This window comes from Actinotignum inguinis, from assembly GCF_051265835.1.
GTDB classification, from domain to species: domain Bacteria; phylum Actinomycetota; class Actinomycetes; order Actinomycetales; family Actinomycetaceae; genus Actinotignum; species Actinotignum timonense.
Genome location: NZ_JBOZDP010000007.1, coordinates 59,951 through 82,284, shown reverse-complemented (window position 1 = coordinate 82,284; position 22,334 = coordinate 59,951). Strand labels below are relative to the sequence as shown.

23 protein-coding genes are annotated in these 22,334 nt (G+C 63.5%); 21 read left to right on the top strand and 2 right to left on the bottom strand.

Going from position 1 to position 22,334, the window contains the following annotated elements:
- Positions 1-348: 348 nt before the first annotated feature.
- The 20 genes from ACRQFC_RS05370 to ACRQFC_RS05275 all read left to right on the top strand — a co-directional run bounded on the left by ACRQFC_RS05370 (position 349) and on the right by ACRQFC_RS05275 (position 19,196).
- Entirely contained in the window at positions 349-1,095 is a 747-nt protein-coding gene (locus ACRQFC_RS05370; RefSeq protein WP_284900983.1) for a hypothetical protein, read from the top strand.
- Entirely contained in the window at positions 1,092-2,015 is a 924-nt protein-coding gene (locus ACRQFC_RS05365) for a hypothetical protein (RefSeq protein ID WP_284900984.1), read from the top strand. The genes ACRQFC_RS05370 and ACRQFC_RS05365 overlap by 4 nt, the downstream gene beginning before the upstream one ends.
- Positions 2,015-3,031, top strand: a complete 1,017-nt coding sequence (locus ACRQFC_RS05360; protein ID WP_284900986.1) for an HAD-IIA family hydrolase — start codon at positions 2,015-2,017, stop codon at positions 3,029-3,031. Before ACRQFC_RS05365 ends, ACRQFC_RS05360 begins: the two co-directional genes overlap by 1 nt.
- Positions 3,028-3,249, top strand: a complete 222-nt coding sequence (locus ACRQFC_RS05355; RefSeq protein WP_087070728.1) for a hypothetical protein — start codon at positions 3,028-3,030, stop codon at positions 3,247-3,249. The genes ACRQFC_RS05360 and ACRQFC_RS05355 overlap by 4 nt, the downstream gene beginning before the upstream one ends.
- A 19-nt stretch (positions 3,250-3,268) precedes the next feature.
- The gene (locus tag ACRQFC_RS05350; RefSeq protein WP_284900989.1) at positions 3,269-4,105 is read left to right on the top strand and encodes a TlyA family RNA methyltransferase; all 837 of its coding nucleotides are present in this window, start codon (positions 3,269-3,271) and stop codon (positions 4,103-4,105) included.
- A gap of 34 nt (positions 4,106-4,139) precedes the next feature.
- A complete protein-coding gene (locus ACRQFC_RS05345; RefSeq protein ID WP_026429285.1) occupies positions 4,140-4,985 on the top strand; it encodes an NAD kinase in 846 nt (281 codons plus the stop codon).
- Positions 4,982-6,697: a DNA repair protein RecN gene (gene recN / locus ACRQFC_RS05340; RefSeq protein WP_284900990.1), complete on the top strand. Its 1,716-nt coding sequence runs from the start codon at positions 4,982-4,984 to the stop codon at positions 6,695-6,697. Before ACRQFC_RS05345 ends, recN begins: the two co-directional genes overlap by 4 nt.
- A gap of 5 nt (positions 6,698-6,702) precedes the next feature.
- Positions 6,703-7,878: a putative cytokinetic ring protein SteA gene (gene steA, locus ACRQFC_RS05335; protein WP_284900992.1), complete on the top strand. Its 1,176-nt coding sequence runs from the start codon at positions 6,703-6,705 to the stop codon at positions 7,876-7,878.
- A 12-nt stretch (positions 7,879-7,890) separates the two neighbouring features.
- Entirely contained in the window at positions 7,891-8,943 is a 1,053-nt protein-coding gene (locus tag ACRQFC_RS05330) for a copper transporter (RefSeq protein WP_087070731.1), read from the top strand.
- A 15-nt stretch (positions 8,944-8,958) separates the two neighbouring features.
- Positions 8,959-9,816, top strand: a complete 858-nt coding sequence (locus ACRQFC_RS05325) for an MraY family glycosyltransferase (protein ID WP_200807183.1) — start codon at positions 8,959-8,961, stop codon at positions 9,814-9,816.
- On the top strand, positions 9,813-11,453 hold the full coding sequence (murJ, locus tag ACRQFC_RS05320) for a murein biosynthesis integral membrane protein MurJ (protein ID WP_087070733.1): 1,641 nt from the start codon (positions 9,813-9,815) through the stop codon (positions 11,451-11,453). The genes ACRQFC_RS05325 and murJ overlap by 4 nt, the downstream gene beginning before the upstream one ends.
- A gap of 87 nt (positions 11,454-11,540) precedes the next feature.
- The gene (locus ACRQFC_RS05315) at positions 11,541-12,131 is read left to right on the top strand and encodes an NUDIX domain-containing protein (RefSeq protein ID WP_087070734.1); all 591 of its coding nucleotides are present in this window, start codon (positions 11,541-11,543) and stop codon (positions 12,129-12,131) included.
- 237 nt (positions 12,132-12,368) lie between these two features.
- Positions 12,369-13,079 (top strand): helix-turn-helix transcriptional regulator, encoded by a 711-nt coding sequence (locus ACRQFC_RS05310; RefSeq protein ID WP_234984496.1) that lies wholly within the window; start codon positions 12,369-12,371, stop codon positions 13,077-13,079.
- Positions 13,080-13,094: 15 nt separating this feature from the next.
- On the top strand, positions 13,095-14,546 hold the full coding sequence (sufB, locus tag ACRQFC_RS05305; protein WP_200807184.1) for a Fe-S cluster assembly protein SufB: 1,452 nt from the start codon (positions 13,095-13,097) through the stop codon (positions 14,544-14,546).
- Entirely contained in the window at positions 14,546-15,727 is a 1,182-nt protein-coding gene (sufD, locus tag ACRQFC_RS05300; RefSeq protein ID WP_087070735.1) for a Fe-S cluster assembly protein SufD, read from the top strand. The genes sufB and sufD overlap by 1 nt, the downstream gene beginning before the upstream one ends.
- Positions 15,724-16,071 (top strand): Rieske (2Fe-2S) protein, encoded by a 348-nt coding sequence (locus ACRQFC_RS05295; RefSeq protein ID WP_026429292.1) that lies wholly within the window; start codon positions 15,724-15,726, stop codon positions 16,069-16,071. The genes sufD and ACRQFC_RS05295 overlap by 4 nt, the downstream gene beginning before the upstream one ends.
- Positions 16,071-16,832 carry a Fe-S cluster assembly ATPase SufC gene (gene sufC / locus ACRQFC_RS05290; RefSeq protein ID WP_016442707.1) on the top strand — a complete coding sequence of 254 codons (762 nt, stop codon included), beginning with the start codon at positions 16,071-16,073 and terminating at the stop codon, positions 16,830-16,832. Before ACRQFC_RS05295 ends, sufC begins: the two co-directional genes overlap by 1 nt.
- Entirely contained in the window at positions 16,833-18,104 is a 1,272-nt protein-coding gene (locus tag ACRQFC_RS05285) for a SufS family cysteine desulfurase (protein WP_087070736.1), read from the top strand.
- Between the two features lie 4 nt (positions 18,105-18,108).
- Positions 18,109-18,675: a Fe-S cluster assembly sulfur transfer protein SufU gene (sufU, locus tag ACRQFC_RS05280; protein ID WP_234984497.1), complete on the top strand. Its 567-nt coding sequence runs from the start codon at positions 18,109-18,111 to the stop codon at positions 18,673-18,675.
- Entirely contained in the window at positions 18,672-19,196 is a 525-nt protein-coding gene (locus ACRQFC_RS05275; protein WP_087070737.1) for a metal-sulfur cluster assembly factor, read from the top strand. Before sufU ends, ACRQFC_RS05275 begins: the two co-directional genes overlap by 4 nt.
- Before the next feature lie 62 nt (positions 19,197-19,258).
- Here ACRQFC_RS05275 and ypfJ read toward each other — a convergent pair whose 3' ends face one another.
- Together ypfJ and ACRQFC_RS05265 are read right to left on the bottom strand one after the other, a co-directional pair.
- Positions 19,259-20,152, bottom strand: coding sequence for a KPN_02809 family neutral zinc metallopeptidase (gene ypfJ, locus ACRQFC_RS05270; RefSeq protein ID WP_087070738.1), 894 nt, complete (start codon positions 20,150-20,152; stop codon positions 19,259-19,261).
- Between the two features lie 46 nt (positions 20,153-20,198).
- Positions 20,199-20,519, bottom strand: coding sequence for a hypothetical protein (locus tag ACRQFC_RS05265; RefSeq protein WP_143231878.1), 321 nt, complete (start codon positions 20,517-20,519; stop codon positions 20,199-20,201).
- A 191-nt stretch (positions 20,520-20,710) separates the two neighbouring features.
- On the opposite strand from ACRQFC_RS05265, the gene ACRQFC_RS05260 reads away from it, so the two are divergent.
- On the top strand, positions 20,711-22,324 hold the full coding sequence (locus ACRQFC_RS05260; RefSeq protein ID WP_087070740.1) for an ABC-F family ATP-binding cassette domain-containing protein: 1,614 nt from the start codon (positions 20,711-20,713) through the stop codon (positions 22,322-22,324).
- Positions 22,325-22,334 lie beyond the last annotated feature (10 nt).

Here is a 22,334-nt window from a genome sequence, read left to right as displayed (position 1 = left end):
GAACCCGGTAGCTAAGGTTGTTTGCGCTGATGGTACTGCACTCGGTGGGGTGTGGGAGAGTAGGTCACTGCCGCCATGTTTTTGTAGTGTGTGGGGTGTGTTTATGTCTTATCTGTTAGGGCATAGAACACACCCCACATCTTTTTAATCTCTGCGCGCCAAAATTTACTGCTCAGCGCGCGGCCGAGCTGGAGTCGGCCTAAAATAAGCACAGCATCGTGATTCTTTACAATCGAACTGCGAGGAATGAAATGTCTGACCACGAAGAATGGAGCGAAGAACGCTCCGAAGACGACCGTCCGAAAGGACAATGGAGGTCCGCACGGCAACGGCGCGAACCCTCGCAGCATGAATCCGGAGAAGGCGGTGAGGGACGCGCTTGGAGCGATCCCCGCGAAGCTTGGAATGACCGCCGCGGAGGTTCACGGCGTCGGGATAACCGTGAAGGAAACTGGAACCGTCATAACAACGACCGGCGTGGGGGCCGTGGCTATGGCCGCGACCGCGACTCGTGGGAATCACGGGAATCTCGCGATGAGCGCAACGGTGGAAACCGGCGTTCTTCGTGGAATCGGCGTGGTGATTTCCAGGACGGCCGCGATGAACGAGGCTACAAGGGTGGATTCCATAATCGCCGCGACCGCGATGACCACCGCGGGTACCGGCGCGATTGGAACGATCAGGACTCAGGCGATTCACGCCAATCGCGCGGATCCTGGGAGAGCGGCGGCGACAGCCGCTACGACCGTCAAGACCGGCGCGGAGGACGCGGTGGCCAATGGCGTGATAACCGCCGAGGCCAGGACAAGCGATTCGGGGGCCGGCGCGATAATCGTTTCAATGAGCGCCCCGACCGTGAGGATCGTCGTCGTACCGAAGAACACGAGGTACGCGAAAACAGCAGCTACGGGCGCCGCGACCACTATGATGACAAGCCGCGCTTTGAGCGGGACGAACGCCGGCGTGCCGACCATCGGCGCGATGGTCAGCGTCGCGATAACTATCGCCGTGAGGACCGGCGGCACGAAGAACGCGGTAGATACCGCGAGGAAGATAAGCGTCGGCGTGATGATCGGCGCAGCCGCGGCGGTGTGAAGGATCCTTTCATTCCCGAAACGGTCAATGCGCAGGATCTCGCGGCGGAATCGCGGCGCAAGCTCAAGGTGCTCGCGCCGGCGGTTTCCGAAAACGTGGCGCGGCACCTCGTTTATGCCGGTTCCATGATGGATCAGAATCCTGAGCTGGCCTACGAACACGCGAAAGCGGCCTACCGGCACGCCGCGCGCATCGATATTGTGCGTGAGGCGCTGGGATTGACCTCCTACCTGACCGGGCGGTACTCCGAGGCTTTGCGTGAGCTGCGTACCTACCGGCGCATGACCGATGATTATTCGCATGTGGCCCTCGAGGCTGATTCGGAACGCGGGTTAGGCCGGCCCGAAAAGGCCCTCGCTTTTATTGCTGAGATTCCGCTCAAGCGGCTCAATACCGCCACCACGCTCGAATTGGCGCTGGTGACTTCCGGGGCCCGCGCGGATGCCGGTGATTCTGAGGCTGGCTTGGCTGTCCTCGAGAAAATCAAGGTCGAGAACCTCGACGAGGAATTGCGGGCCCGTGTTGAGCTCATCAAGGCGGATCGCCTCGAAGAACTTGGGCGTGAGGCGGAAGCTGAAGAGCTGCGCGCCCGCTGGAACCCCGTCTACAACGCGGAAGGTGAAGTCGAACTTTTCACCGCGGAGGAAGCGGATCCTGAAGCGGAGTCCGAAGTGGCGCCTGAATCCGAGCCTGAATCCGAGCCTGAAACGGCGCCCGAATCCGAGGTTGAGGCCGAAGCCGATGCGGATGCGAATGTAGCACCGGAAGCTGACGTAGCACCGGAAACGGAACCGGCGCACGAAGTTGATGCCGAAGCCCAGGCCGGAGCTGAATCTGCGCACGAAGCTGAAGCTGAGACCGGTGCGGATTCTGAGGCGACATCGGAGCAGGAGTCCGAGCAGGAGTCGGAAGAAGAGTAATGGCGAGCCTGGTATCCCATTTCGACGGCGCAATTTTCGATCTGGACGGCGTCCTCTACCTCGGCACCGATCCGGCCCCGAACGCCGCCGATGCATACGCGCGCGCCATAGCGGCCGGAATGCACCCGCTCTTCCTCACTAATAACGCCTCGCGCACCCAGGAAGAAGTCGCCGCGCACCTCGCAACCGTCGGAATCTCAGCCCCGGCTTCAACGGTGCTCACCTCCGCGATGGCCAGCACTCGTCTGGCTGCCGCGCAGGTGCCTGCTGGAGCAAAAGCCCTCGTTATCGGGGGTAATGGCCTGCATCGCGCGGTGAGCGAGACCGAGCTTGTCCCCGTCGCATCGGCCGACGATAACCCGGACGTGGTCATCATGGGCTTCTACCCGACCATTGACTGGGCGGCGCTCTCGGAAGTCGCCCTGGCCATCCGACGCGGAGCGCTTTTCGTCGCCACGAACCTGGACGCCACCCTCCCCATGGAACGCGGATTTATGGTCGGCTGCGGTTCGCTCGTGGCCGCGGTTGTCAATGCCACCGGGGTGAGCCCACTGTCCGCGGGCAAACCCGATCCGGCGATTTTCGCCATCGGGATGGAAATGCTCGGTTCCACCCATCCCCTCGCTATCGGCGACCGCCTCAATACCGATATTCGCGGAGCGCGCGCCGCCGGCATTCCCAGCCTCCACGTGCTCACCGGCGTGAGCGCCGCGCGCGATATCATGCTCGCCGCCCCGGACGAACGCCCCGATTACCTCGGTGATGACCTGCGCGTCCTCAACGAGGATTACCCGAATATTCACCGGGAAGGCGAACGCTGGGTGGCCGGCGGATCCTGGGCGCAGGTTGAAGAAGGGAACGACGGCGCAGCGGCCCGCCTGGTCACCTCCGATGGACGCGGGCTACACCTGGGTCTGGATACCTACCGGGCTGCGGTGCACGCGGTATGGGAGGTACGGGATCGCGGTATGGGGGAGACCCTTGTTCTCGAGGACATCACGGTGGAGCAGCGATGACGAAGCAGGATAAAGGCGCGGTTCCCCGGCCGGCGGTTCCCGCGTCGAGGGCTGCTGGGCCAGGTGCGCCCGGGCCGGCGGCACCGCTTCCGAGCGCACCACTCAATATCGAGGCAGCCCTGGATCAGCTCACCGAGCTCGACCTGCCCGAACAGATTGAACAATTGGAGGCGATTCACGCCGAATTGGGCCGGCGCCTCTCCCGGGCGCGGGTTTAAACCAGAAAGGTGCTCGGCTATGGGGCGTTTACGGCGCGTTGACGCGGAACTTGTGCGGCGCGGACTCGCGCGCTCCCGCCAGGATGCCGCGGTGCTCATCCGCGAAGGCCAAGTATTCCTGGACGGCGCTGAGGTTACGAAACCCGCCCGCCAAATGGACCCGGCTCAGGCACTTCTTGTTAAAGAAGCCGCCCGGGATCGTTACGTATCCCGCGGGGCATATAAACTCCTCGGTGCTCTTGATTACCTCGGGGAAGCCGGCCCGCGAGTGGAAGGCGTCCGGGCCCTGGATGCGGGTGCGTCCACGGGCGGATTCACCGATGTGCTGCTGCGGCGCGGCGCCGCCCACGTGGTCGCCGTGGATGTTGGCTACGGCCAGCTCGCCTGGAAACTCCGCGAAGACCCCCGCGTCACCGTGCTCGAACGCACGAATGTGCGCACCCTGGATCCCGCGGCGGTTGCCCCCGCGCCCGATCTGGTCGTGGGAGACCTCTCCTTCATTTCTTTGCGACTGCTAGTCGCACCCCTTGCTGCCGCGAGTTCGCCACGGGCCGATTTTTTGCTCATGGTCAAACCGCAATTTGAGGTGGGCCGGGAGAAGATCGGTTCGCACGGCGTGGTTCGTGATCCGGAGTACCACGTGGAGGCGGTATGCGACGTCGCCCTTTCCGCCCGCGCCGCCGGGCTAGCCATCCAAGCAGTCGCGCCCTCGCCCTTGCCCGGGCCGGCCGGTAACGTTGAATACTTCCTCTACATGAAGAAAAATGCCGCAGATCTGCTCGGAGAGAACCTCGAGGAAAGCGTGCGGGCGGCGGTGGCAGCCGGGCCGGCCGGGCAGGGACGGCCCGCGCGGTAGCGGGTAGGATACCTGAAGAGAGGGGAGGCATTCGATGGCACAACCAAAAGTCGCCCTGGTCGTCAATCGCACGTTACCACCGCAGATGGAACGTGCCGCTCACGATGCGATTGTCGCCCTGGAAGAACGCGGAATACAGGTGGATACCAGCGAAACGCTGGCGGGGGCCCGCGATGCGGATCTCATCCTCGTTATGGGTGGGGACGGCACGATTTTGCGCGGCGCGGAGCTGGGGCGCAGCACCGATGTGCCTATCCTCGGCATCAACTACGGGCATATGGGATTCCTGTCCGAAGCGCAACCCGATGAACTACCCGCGGTGGTGGAACGTATCGCCGCGCGGGATTGGGTTATTTCCGAACGCATGACCATTGATGTGCATGTGCAACGCCCGGATGGCTCGTGCATCGTGCAGTGGGCCCTCAACGAAGTATCAGTAGAAAAAGCTTTTAACTCCCGCCTTATCGAAACGTCCATCGGGGTGGACGGCCGCGAAATTTCCGCTTTCAAAGCTGATGCGGTCCTCCTCTCCACACCCACCGGTTCCACCGCCTATAATTTTTCAGCCGGCGGCCCGGTGGTGTGGCCAAGCGTGGAAGCACTCCTGCTCACCCCGGTGGCAGCCCACGCGCTTTTCACCCGCCCGCTCGTGGTCAGCCCGTACTCCACCTTAGAAGTTCGGGTTTTGCGCGATGAGGCCATGGTGTCCTGCGATTCGCGGCGCCGGCTTGTTGCGCCCGAAGGAACTGTTATTACCGCGGTGCGGGGAGAGCGGCCCGTCAAGCTTGCCCGGCTGAATGAAACACCCTTCTCCGGGCGGCTGGTGGCACGCTTCCACCTGCCGGTGCGCGGCTGGCGCGAGCGTGAGGTGCGCGAATGATCGAACAGGTACGCATCCGCAATCTCGGCGTGATCGCGGAAGCCGAACTCAATCTGGGGCGCGGGCTGACAGCCCTCACCGGGGAAACCGGGGCCGGAAAAACCATGGCGGTTACCTCCCTTACCCTGCTTTTGGGTGCGAAAGCCAATCCGGCCCGGGTGCGGGCCGGAGCAACCCAGGCGGAAGTGGAAGGAACCTTCCTCGTGGATGCTTCCTCCCCGCTCCTGGACCGTATCACCGAGGCCGGTGGCCGCTACGATGTTGAGGGCGATACCGCCGCCGTTATTATTGCCCGGCATATCCCCGCCAAAGGCCGCTCCCGCGCTTTTGTGGGGGGCCGTTCGGTGCCCACTGCGGTTCTCACCGATATCGCGGCGGAGCTTGTGACCGTGCACGGTCAATCCGATCAGATCCGTTTAGGTAACCCCAGCCAGCAGCGTGCCGCGGTTGATGAATTCGGGGGCGACACCATCACGCGGGCAAAAGCTACCTGGGAGCAGGCCTGGAAAAACTACGGTGCAGCACGCGAGGCTCGCGATGTGTTTCAGGCCGGGGCGCAGCGCGCCGCCCAGCAACGTTTGGCGTACCGCGCTTTGCTTGACAAAGTCGAGGCGGTCAATCCTCAGCCCGGAGAAGAAGAAGCCCTGCGGGCGCGCGCCCGGATTCTGGAAAACGCGGTGGAAATGTACGGGGCCTACTCGGCTGCCGCCGAAGCCCTCAGCGGGAATGATACCGAGGCCGGTGCTATATCCGCCCTGGGCGTGGCGTTGGCGCAACTCGAGCACGTCCTTGAACTAAGCGGTTCTGATATGCCGAACGCCCAGCTCGAGGAGCTCCGCGAACGCCTGGAAAGCGCCGAAGCGGATATCACCGATATTCACGCGGATATTGCGGAACTGGCCCGCGGTACCCAGGCCCAACCTGATGAGCTCTCCACTATCTATTCGCGCCGCTCCGAGCTGGCGGGGTTACGTAAAAACCTGGGGATGAGCGGCGAAGAAATCCTGCGGGCCGCAGCTGAAGCGCGCGCGGGCTTGGAGCAGCTTGATGACCCGGCCGCCACCTTAGAACGGCTCGAAAAAGAACTCTCTCAGGCCCACGCTGCCATGGAAGAGGCGGGCGCGGCCCTGCGGGAGGCCCGCACCGCCGCCGGAAGCGAACTGGCCCGCGCGGTGGAAGCGGAACTTCCCGAACTTTCCCTGCCCGATGCGCACTTCACCGTTCAGGTTGAAGCCGCGGAACCCGGAGCTAACGGTGCGGATTCCGTCACTTTTTTGCTGGCCGCCCACCGCGGCGCGCCACTCGCCCCGCTTGCCTCCGGTGCGTCGGGCGGGGAACTCTCGCGTGTCATGCTCGCCCTGGAAGTGGGATTGGCGGCCCGGCGCGCCCAGCAGGGTCACACGTTCCTTTTCGATGAGGTGGATGCCGGGATTGGCGGCCGTGCCGCCAGCGCCGTCGGGAAAAGACTGGCAAAACTGGTCGGAAGTGCCCAGGTTATTGTGGTCACGCACCTGGCCCAAGTCGCGGCCTGTGCCGAGCACCAACTCGTCGTCGTGAAACAACTCGAAGAAAGTGCCGCGCGCACCGAACTACGTGACGTTAGCGGGCCAGAACGCGAAGCCGAACTGGCGCGCATGCTCTCCGGAAGCGATACCGATGTGGCACGCGCGCACGCAGCTGAGCTACTTAAGGCCGCGAATGTGGCACTATAAAGCTTGTGGCATCGAAGTTATGGCGAAAAAAGAAGGTCGTTGCGGAAGGAACCCTGGCCGGTCCGGCCCGGGTGGACGCGCGCACCAAGAATCTCACTCGTCGTCTCCAAGCCGGCGATGTAGCGATTATTAACCACACGGATCTGGATCGGGTCGCCGCGGAAAACCTGGTGGCCGCGCAACCCGTTGCCGTGCTCAATGCCGCGAAATCCATCTCGGGGCGCTACCCGAACCTCGGCCCCGCGATCCTGGAAGAAGCCGGTATCCCGCTTATTGATGACCTTGGCCTGGAAATTATGGATATACCCGAAGGCCAGTGGGTCGATATCGACGGGGCCCGCGTGGTGGCCGGCGGGCGCGTTATTGCCGAAGGTACCTTGCAAACTGCGCAGAGCATTGCCCGCGATAGCGAGGCAGCCCGCGCCGGCATGACCGTGCAACTGCGTGCTTTCGCCGCCAATACCCTCGAATATCTCAACGAAGAACAGGGTCTCATCCTGGACGGGGTGGGGATCCCCGATATTCGCACGTCCATGGAGCATCGCCACGTGCTCGTGGTGGTGCGCGGCTACGACTACCGGGAAGACCTGCGCGCCCTGCGCCCCTATATTCGGGAGAACCGGCCCCTTATGATCGGGGTGGACGGCGGGGCGGATGCCCTCCTGGAACTGGGTTACACCCCGGATATTATCGTCGGCGATATGGATTCGGTATCCGATAAAGCGCTGCGCTGCGGCGCCGAAGTGGTGGTGCATGCCTACCGGGATGGGCGCGCCCCCGGCAAGAAACGCGTGGAGGATTTGGGTGTGGATCACGTGGTCTTCCCGGCCACCGGCACCTCCGAAGATGTTGCCATGCTGCTGGCTGATTCCAAAGGCGCCAAGCTCATTGTGGCGGTGGGTACCCACAATACGATTCTGGAATTCCTCGATAAGGGCCGGGCGGGAATGGCCTCGACCTTCCTCACTCGCCTGGTGGTGGGCGGCAAACTCATTGACGCGAAGGGCGTCTCGCGCCTCTACCGCTCCTCGATTTCCAATTGGATGCTGGTTGCCCTGATTCTCGCGGGAGTTTTTGCGCTCTTCGCGGCCCTGGCCGTTACCGGTGCGGGCCAAACCTTCCTGTCCGTGCTCACCACTCGCCTCGGGGATCTCGCCGAGTGGTTCCGTAATCTCTTCTAGGAAAGTTAGCTGATGGTTGATTTTAGGTATCATCTCGTTTCCCTGGTCTCGGTGTTTTTGGCGCTGGCCATCGGAGTGATTCTCGGGGCCGGCCCGCTGCAAAATTCCATTGCGCACGGGCTGACCGGCCAGGTGGATTCCCTGCGCGAATCGCGCGATAAGATGCGCGTGGAGCTTGATCAACGCGGGGCGCAGCTCGATGCGGCGTCGACGGCGCTGCTCGGTGCCGGCGAACAACTCAATGCTGGAACGCTGACGAACCGGCGCGTTGCTATCGTGGCGGCGGCCGGGGCAGACGGGGCTGTCGTGGAGAAAACCCGGCAGAGCCTGACCGCTGCCGGGGCGCGTATTACCGGGGAAATCACCCTGGCCCCGGCTTTCACCGATACCGAATATGCCACGTACCGTTCCACGCTTTCCGGTAACCTCGGTTCATACGTCAAGGATCTGCCCGCGGGCGGTTCCGCGGACGCGATTCTCGGTGCGGCCGTGGATACCGTGGTGCGTTCCGCGCCGGAAGATGCGGGGGCGACGACGCTCATCACGCTTCTCACCTCTCCGGAAAATAAGCTCATTGATGTGGCGGTTGCTCCGAGCGAAGCCGCCGAGGTGGTTGTTTTTATCACCGCTGATCCGGCGGAAGCCGCACCGGCGCCCGCAGAGAAGGAAACCACCTCTCCGCATATCGCGGATACCTACCAGGCGGCCTTCGCGGCCATGGCCGGGCGTGGCCCGGCGGTAGCGGTGGGCGCGGGGACTGATGGAAACTCCGTGCTGGGAGCCGTGCGCTCGGCCAAAGCCGGCTCCACGGTGGATTCGGCACAAACCGCGCTCGGCGATGTCAATATTCCCATGGCGGTGGCCGCTGAACTACATGAACGGCACGTGCACCTCGGGGTAGCACCGGGGGCAGATAGCGCAATTGGGGAGCGCCAGAGCGCTTCCGGGCCCGCGCCCGCGCAACCTGCCCCGGCTCCGCAGCCCGAACAGGCTCCCGCGCCGGCACCCGCACCCGCGGACGGCGGGCAAGCTCCCGAAGGTGGGCAGGCCCCGGCAGGGCAGTAACGGTACCATGGGTGCATGACCCTTTCTGCTTTCTGGAGGAACCAGGTGCGCCTGGGCGCTGCCGCCCTGGCCGGATACGCCGCCGCGCGTGCCGCTGAGAAACTGCTTTCCCGGCGGTCCGCGTCCTCCTGGCAACGCACCGCGAAAGACGGGCGGAGCGTGAGTTTGCGGGAAGGCCCGGTCGCGGTGGCGGGTACCACCGCGGGCTGCGCGGCGGGGGCTCTGCTCTCCGGAGGAAGCTGCTCGGCCGGTCCGGTGATCGCGGCGCTTAGCGGAGGGCTGGCCGGATATATTGACGATTTTTACGAGAGTGCATTTTCGCGCACCTCCAAAGGGCTGCGCGGCCACCTCGGGGCACTCTCCCGGGGCCACCTCACCTCCGGGGCGCTGAAAATAGTGATCATCGGGGTGGGTGCTGCGCTAGCCGGAAAGCTACCTGCCGATAGGGGACTGCCGTCCTCCAAGCGATTTGCGCTCCACGCCGAACGCACCATTCTTATTGCCGCCACCGCGAATCTTATTAATCTCCTCGACCTCGCGCCGGGCCGGGCCTGGAAAGGAACCCTCATCGCCGCGGCTCCCTTCTCCCTGGTCAGCTACCCGCCCGCGGGGCCCGTTGCCGCGGCTCTGGTAGGCACCGGCGCAGCCTGCCTGCCCGAGGATCTCGCCGGCACGGTCATGCTCGGAGATACCGGGGCAAATGCGCTGGGGGCGGCCCTGGGCTGGGCACTGGCCAGCCGCGGCCCGTGGGTGCGGCGCGGGGCGCTGGGCGCCGTCGTCGCCCTTAATATCGCGAGCGAAAAAATATCATTTTCGCGGGTCATCGCAACCCACCCGTGGCTGCGCGCCCTCGACCAGGCGGGCCGGGCATGAAAAAAGTTCTCGGAACGGCACTCGGAGCAGCCGGAACCATAGCGATTCTCACCCTGCTCTCGCGTGCCATGGGCTTCGTGCGCGCCTGGGTGCAAAACGGGGCGCTGGGGGACTCACTCGCCGGGGAATCGTACTCAACGGCGAATACAGTCCCGAATGTACTTTTCGAAATCGCCGCCGGCGGGGCCCTGGCCGCCGCGGTTATCCCGCTGGTCTCCGGGTTCCTGGCGAAAGCCCTCGCCGCGGAAGTCTCCCGCACCGCATCCGCCCTGCTCACCTGGGTGCTCGCCATTGGAATTCCGGTGGCCGGACTGGTGACCCTGGGCGCCCACCCCATTATGGAGGTGCTCCTGGGGGCGGATTCGCCGGCCGCCAGCGTGGATTTCGCAGCCACGCTGCTGCGGATTTTCGCCTGGCAAATACCGCTCTACGGACTCTCGGTGGTGTGCACGGGGCTATTGCAGGCGCATAAAAAATTCGTGCTTCCCGCCCTCGCCCCGCTGCTGTCCTCCGTCACCGTTATTATTACGTTCCTTATTTTCACGGAACTAGCCGCCGGTAACCAGCACGATCCGGCCCGGATATCCCGCACCGCCCTCTACGTGTTGGCCTGGGGCACCACGGCCGGGGTGGCGGTTTTTTCGCTGCCCCAGCTCATCCCGGTGCTGCGGCGCATCACGTTACGGCCCACCTTCCGTTTCCCACCCGGGGTGGGGCGGCGGGCGCTACGGCTGAGCGGGGCCGGGCTGGCCGGCCTGCTCGCTCAGCAGATTCAAATCATCGCGGTTATGCTTTTCGCCAATGCGCGCGGCGACGTGGGAACCTACCCGGTTTTCACGTTCGCGAACCAGCTCTATATGGTTCCCTACGCGGTGCTGGCCGTCCCCATTGCCACCGCGGTTTTCCCGCGCCTGGCGGAAGCGGCCGCGATTCCCGGGCGGCCGGGCCTGGCCCGTATTACCGCCCGTTCCTCTCGACTTGTTTTCGATATTGGCTTGCTGTGCGTGGCACTGCTGGTGGCGGTGGCAGAGCCCGCCCAGGCGCTGTTCGCGGTGGCGCGCCCGGTGGCCCATATGGATATTGCCATGCTGGCCATGGCCCCGGCCCTCCTCGGCTACGCCTTTATTTATCACGGCTCGCGGGTGCTTTACGCGGTGGAGGCGGCCCGCGCGGTCATTATCGTCAATTCGGCGGCATGGCTGAGCGTTGTGGTGGTGCTCATGGGCGCGGCCGGCCTGGGGGTGCGCGGACGCACCGAGGTGCTCATCAGTATTGGTGCGGCGATGTCCGTGGGCATGACGGTGGGCGGTATCGGCCATATCTTCGCGATCCGGCGCGCGGTGGGCCCCGGGGCGCTGCGCGGCGTGGGCTATTCCCTACGTATCGTGCTTCCGGCCGCGGTACTTGCGGGCGGAGCCGGATACGCCACCGGGCGCGGGATATTGCGCTGGTGGGGCGAAGGTGCCCTGGGTGCGCTGGGAGCAACCGGCGCGGCCGGGGCGCTCACCCTCGCCATCGGGGGAGTGGCGCTCTACCTGGTGGACCGGCGCGCGCTACGTTTGGCGCGTGACGCAGAGGCGCCGTCGACCCAAGAAATGCCGGCCATTGCCGTGGCCCTCGACGAAGCGAATACATAACGGCCCGGCCGCAGCGCGCACGCACCCGCACGAATGGACGCACGCGCCCGCCTGCACGCACCCGCCCCGCGAAGGAAAGGAAAGACAATGAACCTCGAGCTCAGCGATGAGTACCGCCCCGAGCATATGCGGCGCCTGGAGCGGCGCAGCATACTCGAATCGCCTTTTATTAACGTCTACGAGGACACGGTGGAACTGCCCAGCGTGGGGGCGCGCATGGAGCGCTATTGGGTGGAGCACCGTGACGCGGTTGCGGTACTGGCGGTGCGGAATAGCGGCGACGGCGCAGCTGAAGAAGTGCTTCTTATCCGCCAGTATCGGATCCCGGTCTGCTCGCTCCTGTGGGAAATTCCAGCCGGCATTCTTGATATTGAGGGTGAGGATCCCGCGGATGCCGCCCGGCGTGAACTCCGCGAAGAAACGGATTATGAGGCCGGGAACTTGGAGTTCCTCACCAGCTTCTACACCTCGCCGGGTTTCACCAATGAACATATGACGGTGTATCTCACCCGCGATCCGGCCCCGGCGGCAAGTGCCTTCGCCCGCGAGGATGAAGAGGCGGAAATCGAGGCGCGGTGGGTGCCGCTCGCCCGGGTGCGCGAGGCGATACTGGTCGGGCGGCTCGGCAATCCGCAGCTGGTGGCCGCGGTACTCGCCTACCTGGCCCGCAGCGCTTAGCCACGGGCGTAACCCGCGCGCACGGCGGGCCGGCACCGGCAAGCTCGCGCCTTTTCGCGTCCGGTTAGGCTGTCCAAACTAGATTACGCAACGCCCGTGTTGTTTAATTGGATGGCGAGGTCCTAGATATGGCAGGCCGGCACGTGATAAAGCAGCGGTGAGCGATGCGGGGGAGCCTCAGGCTACGGCCCAGGGTTCCGAGCAGCGCTCACGGATGCTCGGTGAAGGTGTAGAACAGTGGAAGGGGTGGTGATCCAGATGGCAGCGGAAGAAAGCGCAGGGATCCGCCCCCGGGAAGAAACAACCCGCGAAGGAATTCTGCGCCTCATTATGGAACGCGGGCCCATTAGTGCCGCGGAACTGGCCCAGCTGGCTATTCTCACTCCGGCCGGGGTGCGCCGGCATTTAGTGGCGCTCGAAGATGCCGGTGCGATCACCGAATGCGAGAAACCCGGGCAGCGCGAGGCACGAGCCGGGCGCCCGGCCCGCTATTACGTGGCGACCGATACCGGGCAGAACGCCGGGGCAACCTCGTATCACACCATGGCGAATGCAGCCCTTGATTTTCTGCGTGAAAATCTGGGGGAGGCCGGGGTGGAGGAATTTGCGCGCCGGAGGGAACGTTCCCTGGTGGCGCGTTACCGCGATGCGCTCGGGGATACCGAAAATCCCGCGGAGCGGCTGCGCCGCCTGGCGCGCGCCCTCACCCAAGATGGCTACGCCGCGTCGGTTCGCGATGTTCCGGGCACGCAGGATGGGCCGCGCCAGATGATCCAGTTGTGCCAGGGGCGCTGCCCCCTGCGCGACGTCGCCACACACCATCACTTTTTATGCGCGGCGGAAACCCGCGCTTTTCACGAACTACTCGGGGTTCCCGTGCAACGCCTGGCAACCATTGCATCCGGGAGCCACGTGTGCACGGTGACGCTGCACGCTAACAGCGTTTAAATCGGGAGGAAACACATGGCACAAACACGGCACGAGGCAGCAATTGCGGAGGCCGTGGCGCAGCAGGAACACGTGATCGCGAACCTGTCCGGCGCCTATGAATTTGGGTGGCACGATACCGATACCGCCGGGGCGCACGCGCGCCGCGGTCTGGATGAGGGCGTGGTGCGCGCGATTAGCGCGGCGAAAAAAGAACCGGAATGGATGCTTAAGCGGCGCCTGCGTGCCCTGCGCCTCTTCGAGAAACGCCCCATGCCCACCTGGGGGGCTGATCTTTCCGGGATCAACTTCGATGACTTCAAGTACTTTGTGCGGGCAACCGACCGCCAGGTCACCGATTGGAATGACCTCCCCCCGGAAATCAAAAACACCTACGACCGGCTCGGCATCCCGGAAGCGGAAAAAGAACGCCTGGTGGCCGGGGTGGCTGCACAGTACGAATCCGAGGTGGTGTACAACTCGATTCGTGCGGACCTGGAAGAACAGGGCGTTATTTTCGTGGATACTGATACCGCACTGCGCGAGCACGAGGATCTGGTGCGCGAATACTTCGGCACCGTGATCCCGGCCGGGGATAATAAATTTGCCTCCCTCAATACCGCGGTGTGGTCGGGTGGTTCCTTCATTTACGTGCCGAAGAACGTGCACGTGGATATTCCCTTGCAGGCGTACTTCCGTATCAATACCCAGGCGATGGGCCAGTTCGAACGCACCCTCATTATTTGCGACGAGGGTTCCTACGTGCATTACGTAGAAGGCTGCACCGCCCCGATCTACTCCGAGGATTCCCTCCACGCCGCCATCGTGGAAATCATCGTGAAGAAGAATGCCCACTGCCGCTACACCACCATCCAGAACTGGTCTAATAACGTGCTCAACCTCGTGACCCAGCGTGCCACCGTGGCCGAAGGAGCCACGATGGAATGGGTGGATGGCAATATTGGCTCGCGCCTCAATATGAAGTACCCGGCCTGCGTGCTCCTGGGCGAACACGCCCACGGGGAAGCGCTCTCCGCTGCCTTCTCCGGCCCGGGCCAGCATCAGGATACCGGCGCGAAAATGCAGCACCTGGCCCCGAATACCACCTCCTCGATTGTGTCGAAGTCAATTTCGCGCGGGGGTGGGCGCTCCTCCTACCGCGGCCTCGTGCAGGTCTCGGAAGATGCCCGCGGCTCAAAATCCAATGTGGTCTGCGATGCGCTCCTCGTTGATGATATTTCCCGCACCGATACCTACCCCTACGTGGATGTGCGCACGGACGATGTAGAAATGGGGCACGAAGCCACCGTGACGAAGGTGAGCGAAGAACAGCTCTTCTACCTCATGCAACGCGGCCTGTCCGAACAAGAAGCCATGGGGATGATCGTGCGCGGCTTCGTGGAGCCCATCGCCCGCGAACTGCCGATGGAATACGCACTTGAACTCAATCGTCTTATTGATCTGCAAATGGAAGGGAGTGTGGGCTAATGGTCAGTACTGATCATTCCCAGGCGGTGCTGGCAGACGAAGGATTCCATACCGCGCACGCCGACCGCTCGGACCGTTTCGCCTCCTTCAACCCGGAGGAGTTCCCGATTCCGCGCGGAACCGGGGAGGAAGAAGACTGGCGTTTCACGCCGATGGACCGGGTTGCCCCGTTCATTCATAACGTGGAGGGCGTGCGCGATGCCACCGTGACGGCCACCGTGGTAGGTGGGGCACGCGTGGAAGAAGTGGACCGCAGCGATCCGCGCCTGGGCACGGTAGGGAAACCAGATGACCGCGCGGCAGCCCTCGCCTGGTCGGCTTTCCAGCGTGCGCATATCGTGACTCTCGACGGAAGCGAGCACGCGGACGTCGTCGCCATGATCACCGGGGAAGGCACACTGAGCGTTGCTCACACCCTTATCACCGCGGCCCCGGAGGCTAGTGGCACCGTGGTGCTTGAGCACACCGGCAGCGGCGACCTCACGGAAACCGTGGAAATTGAGGTGGGGGCGCACGCGGATCTCACCGTTGTGTCCGTGCAGGAACAAGAACGCTGCGCCTCCCAGCATTCCGCCCAGCGCATCCGGGTAGGTGAAGGCGCGAAATTCCGGCATATCGTGGTGACCATCGGCGGGGATCTTATCCGCATGACCACCGCGTGTGAGCTGGAAGGGGAGCGTTCCGATACCGAACTGCTGGGCGCTTATATCACCGAAAGCCACCAGCATCACGAACACCGGATTTTCGTGGATCACGTGGCCCCGCATTGCAAATCGCGAGCCACCTACAAGGGCGCGCTCCAGGGCGATGAGGCGCATTCGGTGTGGATCGGGGATGTGCTGATTCGGGCTCAGGCCGCCCAGACCGATACGTATGAACTCAACCGCAACCTGGTGCTTACCGAGGGAGCGAAGGCCGATTCGGTGCCCAATCTGGAGATTCTCACCGGGGATATTGCCGGGGCCGGGCACGCCTCAGCCACCGGGCGTTTTGATGATGAGCAGCTCTTCTACCTCATGGCCCGCGGCATCCCCGCGGATGTGGCGCGCCGCCTGGTGGTGCGCGGTTTCTTCGCGGAATTGGTGGAACAGATCGAAGTGGATTCGGTGCGCACCAAGCTCATGGACGCTATCGAACGCGAACTCGATTTGGCCGACGCCGGAAGCGGGGAGGAGGCATGAGCTGGCAGCAGGTGTGTACCACCGCGGATCTCGAGCCGGAAAGCGCCCTGAGTGTGGAAGTCCGCGCTGCTAGCGGCGCCGTCGTACCCGTATGTATCGCACGCGACTGCCACGGAACCTGGCACGCCGTGGGCGATATCTGCACCCATGAAGACGTTAACCTCAGCGACGGCGAAGTTTTTGATACCACAATCGAATGCCCCAAACACGGGGCGGAATTCGACCTGTGTTCCGGGCGTGCCCTCACGCTCCCGGCGGTCACACCCGTGCCCGTCTACCCCTTGACCTGCGATAATGACGGCCGCGTTTTTATTGACGTGGACACAACACCTGAGGAGAAGTAATGGCTACTCTCGATATTATTGATCTGCACGCCTCGGTCATCACCCCCGAAGGCCCCAAACCGATTCTGCACGGCGTCAATTTGCATATTGGCGATAATGAAATCCACGCGATTATGGGCCCGAACGGCTCGGGTAAATCGACCACGGCCTACGCGCTGGCCGGGCATCCCTCCTATGAGATCACTTCCGGGCAGGTGCTCCTCGACGGTGTGGATATTACCGATATGACCGCCGATGAACGCGCCCGCGAGGGGCTTTTCCTCGCCATGCAGTACCCGGTGGAAGTGCCCGGCGTTTCCGTCTCGAATTTCTTGCGCACCGCGAAAACCGCGATTGACGGGGAAGCTCCCAAGCTGCGCGAATGGTCCCAGGCGCTACGCAAAGTCACGGAAAAACTGCGGGTGGATGCCGATTTTATTAAGCGTGATCTCAACGTGGGCTTCTCCGGTGGTGAAAAGAAACGCACCGAAGTGCTCCAGATGGAATTGCTGGAACCCAAGATCGCCGTGCTGGATGAAACGGATTCCGGGCTGGACGTGGACGCGCTGCGCGTGGTCTCCGAAGGCATCGTGGACGTGCATGAACGCACCGGTAATTCGCTGCTGCTCATCACCCACTACAACCGGATTTTGCAGTACGTCAAACCCGATTACGTCCACGTTTTTGCCGGCGGCAAGATTGTGCGCACCGGCGGGCCGGATCTGGCCAGCGAACTGGAAGCCTCCGGGTACGACAGCTACATCGAAGCGGAGGCGAAGTAGGTGAACGCCGTGCGCCCGCTGGTGGCGCGGGAAGATTTCCCGATTCTGGCCCGGCCGATGCGCGGGGATCAGGCCCTCGTGTACCTAGATTCCGGGGCGACGGCGCAGCGCCCGCGCGCCGTTCTGGACGCGATGGTGGATTTTGATACGCGCTCCAACGGGGCGGTCAAGCGCGGGAGCCACCTGCTCGCGGAGGAATCCACCGTGGCCTACGAAGAGGCCCGCGCGAAAGTGGCGGCTTTCATCGGGGCGGCGCCCCAGGAAATTGTATGGACCAGCGGGAGCACTCAGTCCCTCAACCTCCTCGCCTACGCGATCTCGAATGCCACGGCGGGGCGCGGCTGGGGGAACGCGGATCGTTTCCTGCTGCGCGCCGGCGACGATATCGTGGTGACCCGCGCCGAGCATCATGCGAATCTGCTGCCCTGGCAGGAATTATGCGAACGCACCGGGGCCCGCCTCACGTGGCTTGATCTGGATGGTGAGGGCCGGATTGACCCGGCCACCCTCGCGGTCATCGGGCGGCGCACCCGCATCGTTGCTTTCACACATGTCTCGAATGTGACCGGGGCGGTTTCCCCGGTGGCGCAGATCGTGGAGGCGGCCCACGCGGTGGGTGCTTTTACGGTTCTCGATGCCTGCCAATCCGTGCCGCATCTGCCCGTGAACGTGCGGGAACTTGATGTAGATTTCGCGGCTTTTTCGGGCCATAAAATGTACGGGCCCACCGGGTTGGGGGTGCTGTACGGGCGCGAAGAACTCCTCGCGGACCTGCCGCCCTACCAATTCGGCGGCTCGATGATTGAACGGGTCACGATGGAAAAAACGCGTTACGCGCGCCCGCCGGCCCGTTTCGAGGCGGGAAGCCAGCCGGTTACCCAGATCGTCGGGCTCGCACGGGCGGTGGATTACCTCAGCGCCATCGGCATGGAGAACGTGGCGCGCTACGAAGATGAGCTGACTGCCCAGCTGCTTGCCGGGCTCGGGCAGATCCCGGGGATCCGGGTGCTCGGCCCGCGCGAGGGCGCCGGACGTACCGGGATCGCGGCTTTTACCGTGGACGGTGTGCACCCGCATGACGTGGGGCAATTCTTGGATGCGCGCGGTATTGCGGTGCGGGTGGGCCACCATTGCGCCCAGCCGATTCACGACTTCTTCGGGGTGCCGGCCTCGGTGCGCGCCTCCGTGGGGATCTACACAACAAGCTCGGATATTGACGCGTTTCTTGATGCGTTGAGCCAGGTCCGCGGCTATTTCTGGGTGGAAGGATAAAAAGTTGAGCGAACTTGATGAGCTCTACCAGCAGATTATTCTCGATGCGGCGCGCGAACGCCACGGTGAAGGTGAGCTGGCGCCGGTGGCGGCTGGCGCCGTCGTGCCGCAAGGGGAGTCCACCCAGGTCAATCCCATGTGCGGGGACGAGGTGACCCTCGAGGTGCGCCTCTCCCCGGATGGAGAGAAGATCGCCGAACTCGCCTGGCAGGGGCAGGGCTGTTCCATTTCCCAGGCCTCAATTTCCATTATGAATGACCTGGTGGCCGGGCATTCCATCGAGAACCTCACCACCCTCTACGGTTATTTCCGCGAGATGATGGACAGCCGCGGGGCGGAACTTTCAGATACCGCCGCGGACGCCCTGGAAGACGCCGCCGCTTTCCACGGGGTAGCCCGCTTCCCCATGCGCATTAAATGCGCGCTACTCGGCTGGATGGCAGTCCGCGAAGCAACCGACGAAGCCCTCCACCGCCTCAACATACCCGGCACGCCCGCGAGCACTTCAGCAGAAGCTACGAATCCCGCGGGAGCTACGCCGCCCCTAATGAAGGAGACCCCGGAACAATGACGGAGAAGAACGAAGTAACCCCGCCCGCGCCCGAGGCAACTGCTCCCGAGGCCACCCCGCCCGCAGCGGAAACTACCGCTACAGCGAGCGCGCCGGAGGCACCCGCGCCCACAGCGGAAACTACCGCTACAGCGAGCGCGCCGGAGGCACCCGCGCCCACAGCGGATGAACGGATCGGCGAAGTGGTCTACACCGACGGTGATAGCCCGATAGACGACGTTGATCCCTACCTCGTCCTCGAGGCGATGAAGGACGTTATCGATCCGGAACTCGGCGTCAATATCGTAGATCTTGGCCTCGTCTACGGGGTGACCACGAACGGCCGCCACCTCCACCTCGATATGACCCTCACCTCGCCGGCCTGCCCGCTCACGGACGCGATCACCGACGGCATTATTATCGCCACGGAAGATCTTGTGGACGACGTGGATATTAACTGGGTGTGGCTGCCGCCGTGGGGCCCGGAACGCATTACCGAAGACGGTCGCGATGATCTGCGCGCTCTCGGTTTCAATATTTAGTACGACGACGCCCGTGCGCCCAGAAAACTCTGGGCGCACGCCGCACTTCCGCCAGCGCCTCTTTAGCGCCAGGTATTGCAGGCGTTGAAATCGCCTGTTTCGTAGCCGGTTGTCAGTGCATCCATACGCTGGGCGGATGAGCCGTGGGAGAACTTTTCCGGGTTGACATCCATGCCGGCGCTTTCTTGGATATGGTCATCGCCAATCGCGGCCGCGGCGTCAATCGCGCTGGCGAGCTGGTCACGGGTGGGAGCCTGGAGAATCGGGATCCCGCTGGCCGGATCAACCGTGCTGGCGGCGTGATGCAACCAGAGGCCGGCGTAGCAATCAGCCTGCAATTCCGAGCGCACCTGCGAAGAATCCGGGCCGGTATCGCGCGGATTGACACGCTCGAATACCCCGGTGAGATTCTGGATATGATGCCCGAATTCGTGGGCGACCACATAGGCCTGAACCAGGGTGGTGTTCTCCGCCCCGAAATTAGCTTCCAGTTCATCGAAGAACGTGGTGTCAAGGTAGACGGTTCCATCGGCGGGGCAGTAGAAGGGACCCACCTGACTGGAGGCATTCCCGCATCCGGTGCTCACCCCTTCAGAAAAGAGCGCAAAGCCAGGAAGCTCGTAACGGGTGCGCGCCGCGCGGGGCAGTTCCTTTTCCCAAAATGCATCGAGGGATTGGGCTACCGCCACCATAAAGCATTCGGTGGAGGCATTGGCATCCGCTCCGGTACGGCACTTGTCCGCGAAATCGGAGGTGGTGGATTGCTGGACGGAGCTGCCCTGAGGGGAGGTGCCCTGGGTGATAGCAGCCGGCGGGGGAGCGCCGGTGACCATGTACCAAACCAGGGCAATAATAATTCCGGTGAGCCCGAAGCCTCCGCCAATCATGGCACCGCGCCCACGTCCGCGATTTTGCACTCTCGCCCCGTCGAGGCGCACGCCGTCGTTAACACTCATGGCTTCGAGCCTACCCTCCCGGCCCGGCCCCCGCGGCCCTTTTCCGTTAATACCGCGCGATAGCGTACCCGAGGGGAAGCGCCGCCACGATCACGCAGATGAGGCAGGCGAGGAAGCTCCATCCGGCCACCTTGCGGAAGCGCAGCTGCCCGGGAGTGGCGCGCTGTTCGCGCGAGAGCGTGACGGCGGTGAGAACCAGGCCCGCCACCGCGCCCAGCCAGGCGAGGAGTTGCACGAGCAGCCGGCCGTGCCCGAGGAATACACAGGCCGCCGCACATACGGATATCACCACGGGCAGCACATAAGCGCCGTGGGTTTCCGGATGCTCGCCGGGATCCGGTTCGGGCACTGAAGATGGTGTTGTCACCTGTCCATTGTCCCGCGTGCGAGCCGCGGGCACCAGTGGCGCGCTGCCGTGACACCACCTGCCAGCCGTGACACCACCTCCAAGCCGAGGCCCATCGGCGGCACAGGCGACCGGACCATCGCACGCCAGTGGCGCGCTGCCGTGACCGGCAATGCGGCCCGCGCGCGATTTTCTCGGTAAAGTAAGCCCTTGTGATTACGGCTTCTGATCTCACAATCCGCATCGGCACGCGTGAACTTGTCCAGCACGCCAGTTTTCAGGTCCACAAGGGTATGCGCGTGGGCCTGGTGGGGCGTAACGGCGCGGGCAAAACCACGATGACCCGCCTGCTGGCGGGCGAAGGCACCACCTCGGATGCTGTTGATTACGAAGGGACTCTGCACCGCAGCGGCACCATCGCCTACCTCCCGCAAGATACTCACGATGGGGATCCGAACCAGATTGCCCGGGATCGCATCCTGGAGGCCCGCGGAATCGACGCCACGATCCGCCGTATCCGCAAGGCGGAAAAGGATATGGCCGAATGCACCGGTACCCGCCAGCAAAAAGCCATGGAACGCTACGTACGCCTGGACCAAGAGTTCACCGCAGCCGGGGGCTGGGCCGCCAATGCCCAGGCTTCCCAAATGGCCGCGGCTCTGGGCCTGGACGAGCGCATTCTCAACCAGCCCCTGGGCACCCTTTCGGGTGGGCAGCGCCGCCGCGTCGATCTGGCGCGGGTGCTTTTTTCCCAGGCAGATACGCTGCTTCTGGACGAACCGACCAACCACCTCGACCACGATTCTCTCCTGTGGCTGCGCGATTACCTCGCGAATTATTCGGGTGGTTTCGTGGTGATTTCCCACTCGGTGGATCTGCTGGAAGAAACGGTCACGGCGGTATGGCATTTGGATGCCAACCGGGCGGCCCTCGACCAGTACGCGATGGGCTGGTCGGCCTACCTCAAGCAGCGCGAAACAGATGAGCGCCGGCGCCGGCAGATGCGCGCCAATGCCGAAAAGAAAGCGGATCATTTGCTGGCGCAGGCCAATAAGATGCGCGCGAAGGCCACGAAGGCGGTTGCCGCGCAGAATATGGCGAAACGCGCGGAGAAGCTTCTTGAGGGATTGGAAGAAGAACGCGCGGACGACAAAGTAGCAGCGCTGCGTTTCCCCGAGCCGGCACCCTGCGGGAAAACACCGCTGCGGGCCCGGGGCCTGTCGAAATCCTACGGTTCCCTGGAGGTGTTCACCGGCGTTGATTTGGCGATCGACCGCGGTTCGCGCGTCGTCGTTCTTGGTCTCAACGGCGCGGGCAAAACCACGCTATTGCGTTTACTGTACGGAACGGAAACCCCGGACACCGGTGAAGTGCTCCCCGGGCACGGCCTCAAGCTGGGCTATTACGCGCAGGAACACGATTTTATCGATACGGATAAAACTGTGGTTGATAATTTGCGTTACGTCGCCCCGGAGTTCGACGAAACAGGCTTACGTACCGTGCTCGGTTCCTTTTTGTTTTCGGGCGACGACGCCGATAAACCCGCCCGCGTCCTCTCCGGCGGTGAAAAGACCCGCCTGGCTTTGGCCATGCTGGTGGTTTCACGCGCCAATGTGCTGTTGCTGGACGAACCAACGAATAATCTTGACCCGGCCTCCCGGGAGAAAATCCTTGGCGCCCTGGGCAAGTACGAAGGCGCCGTCGTGCTCGTCACGCACGACGAAGGTGCCGTGACCGCGCTCAATCCCGAGCGAGTGCTTCTCCTCCCGGACGGGGACGAAGATTTGTGGAGCGACGACTATCTGGAGTTGGTTTCCCTCGCCTAGTACGGCTGTG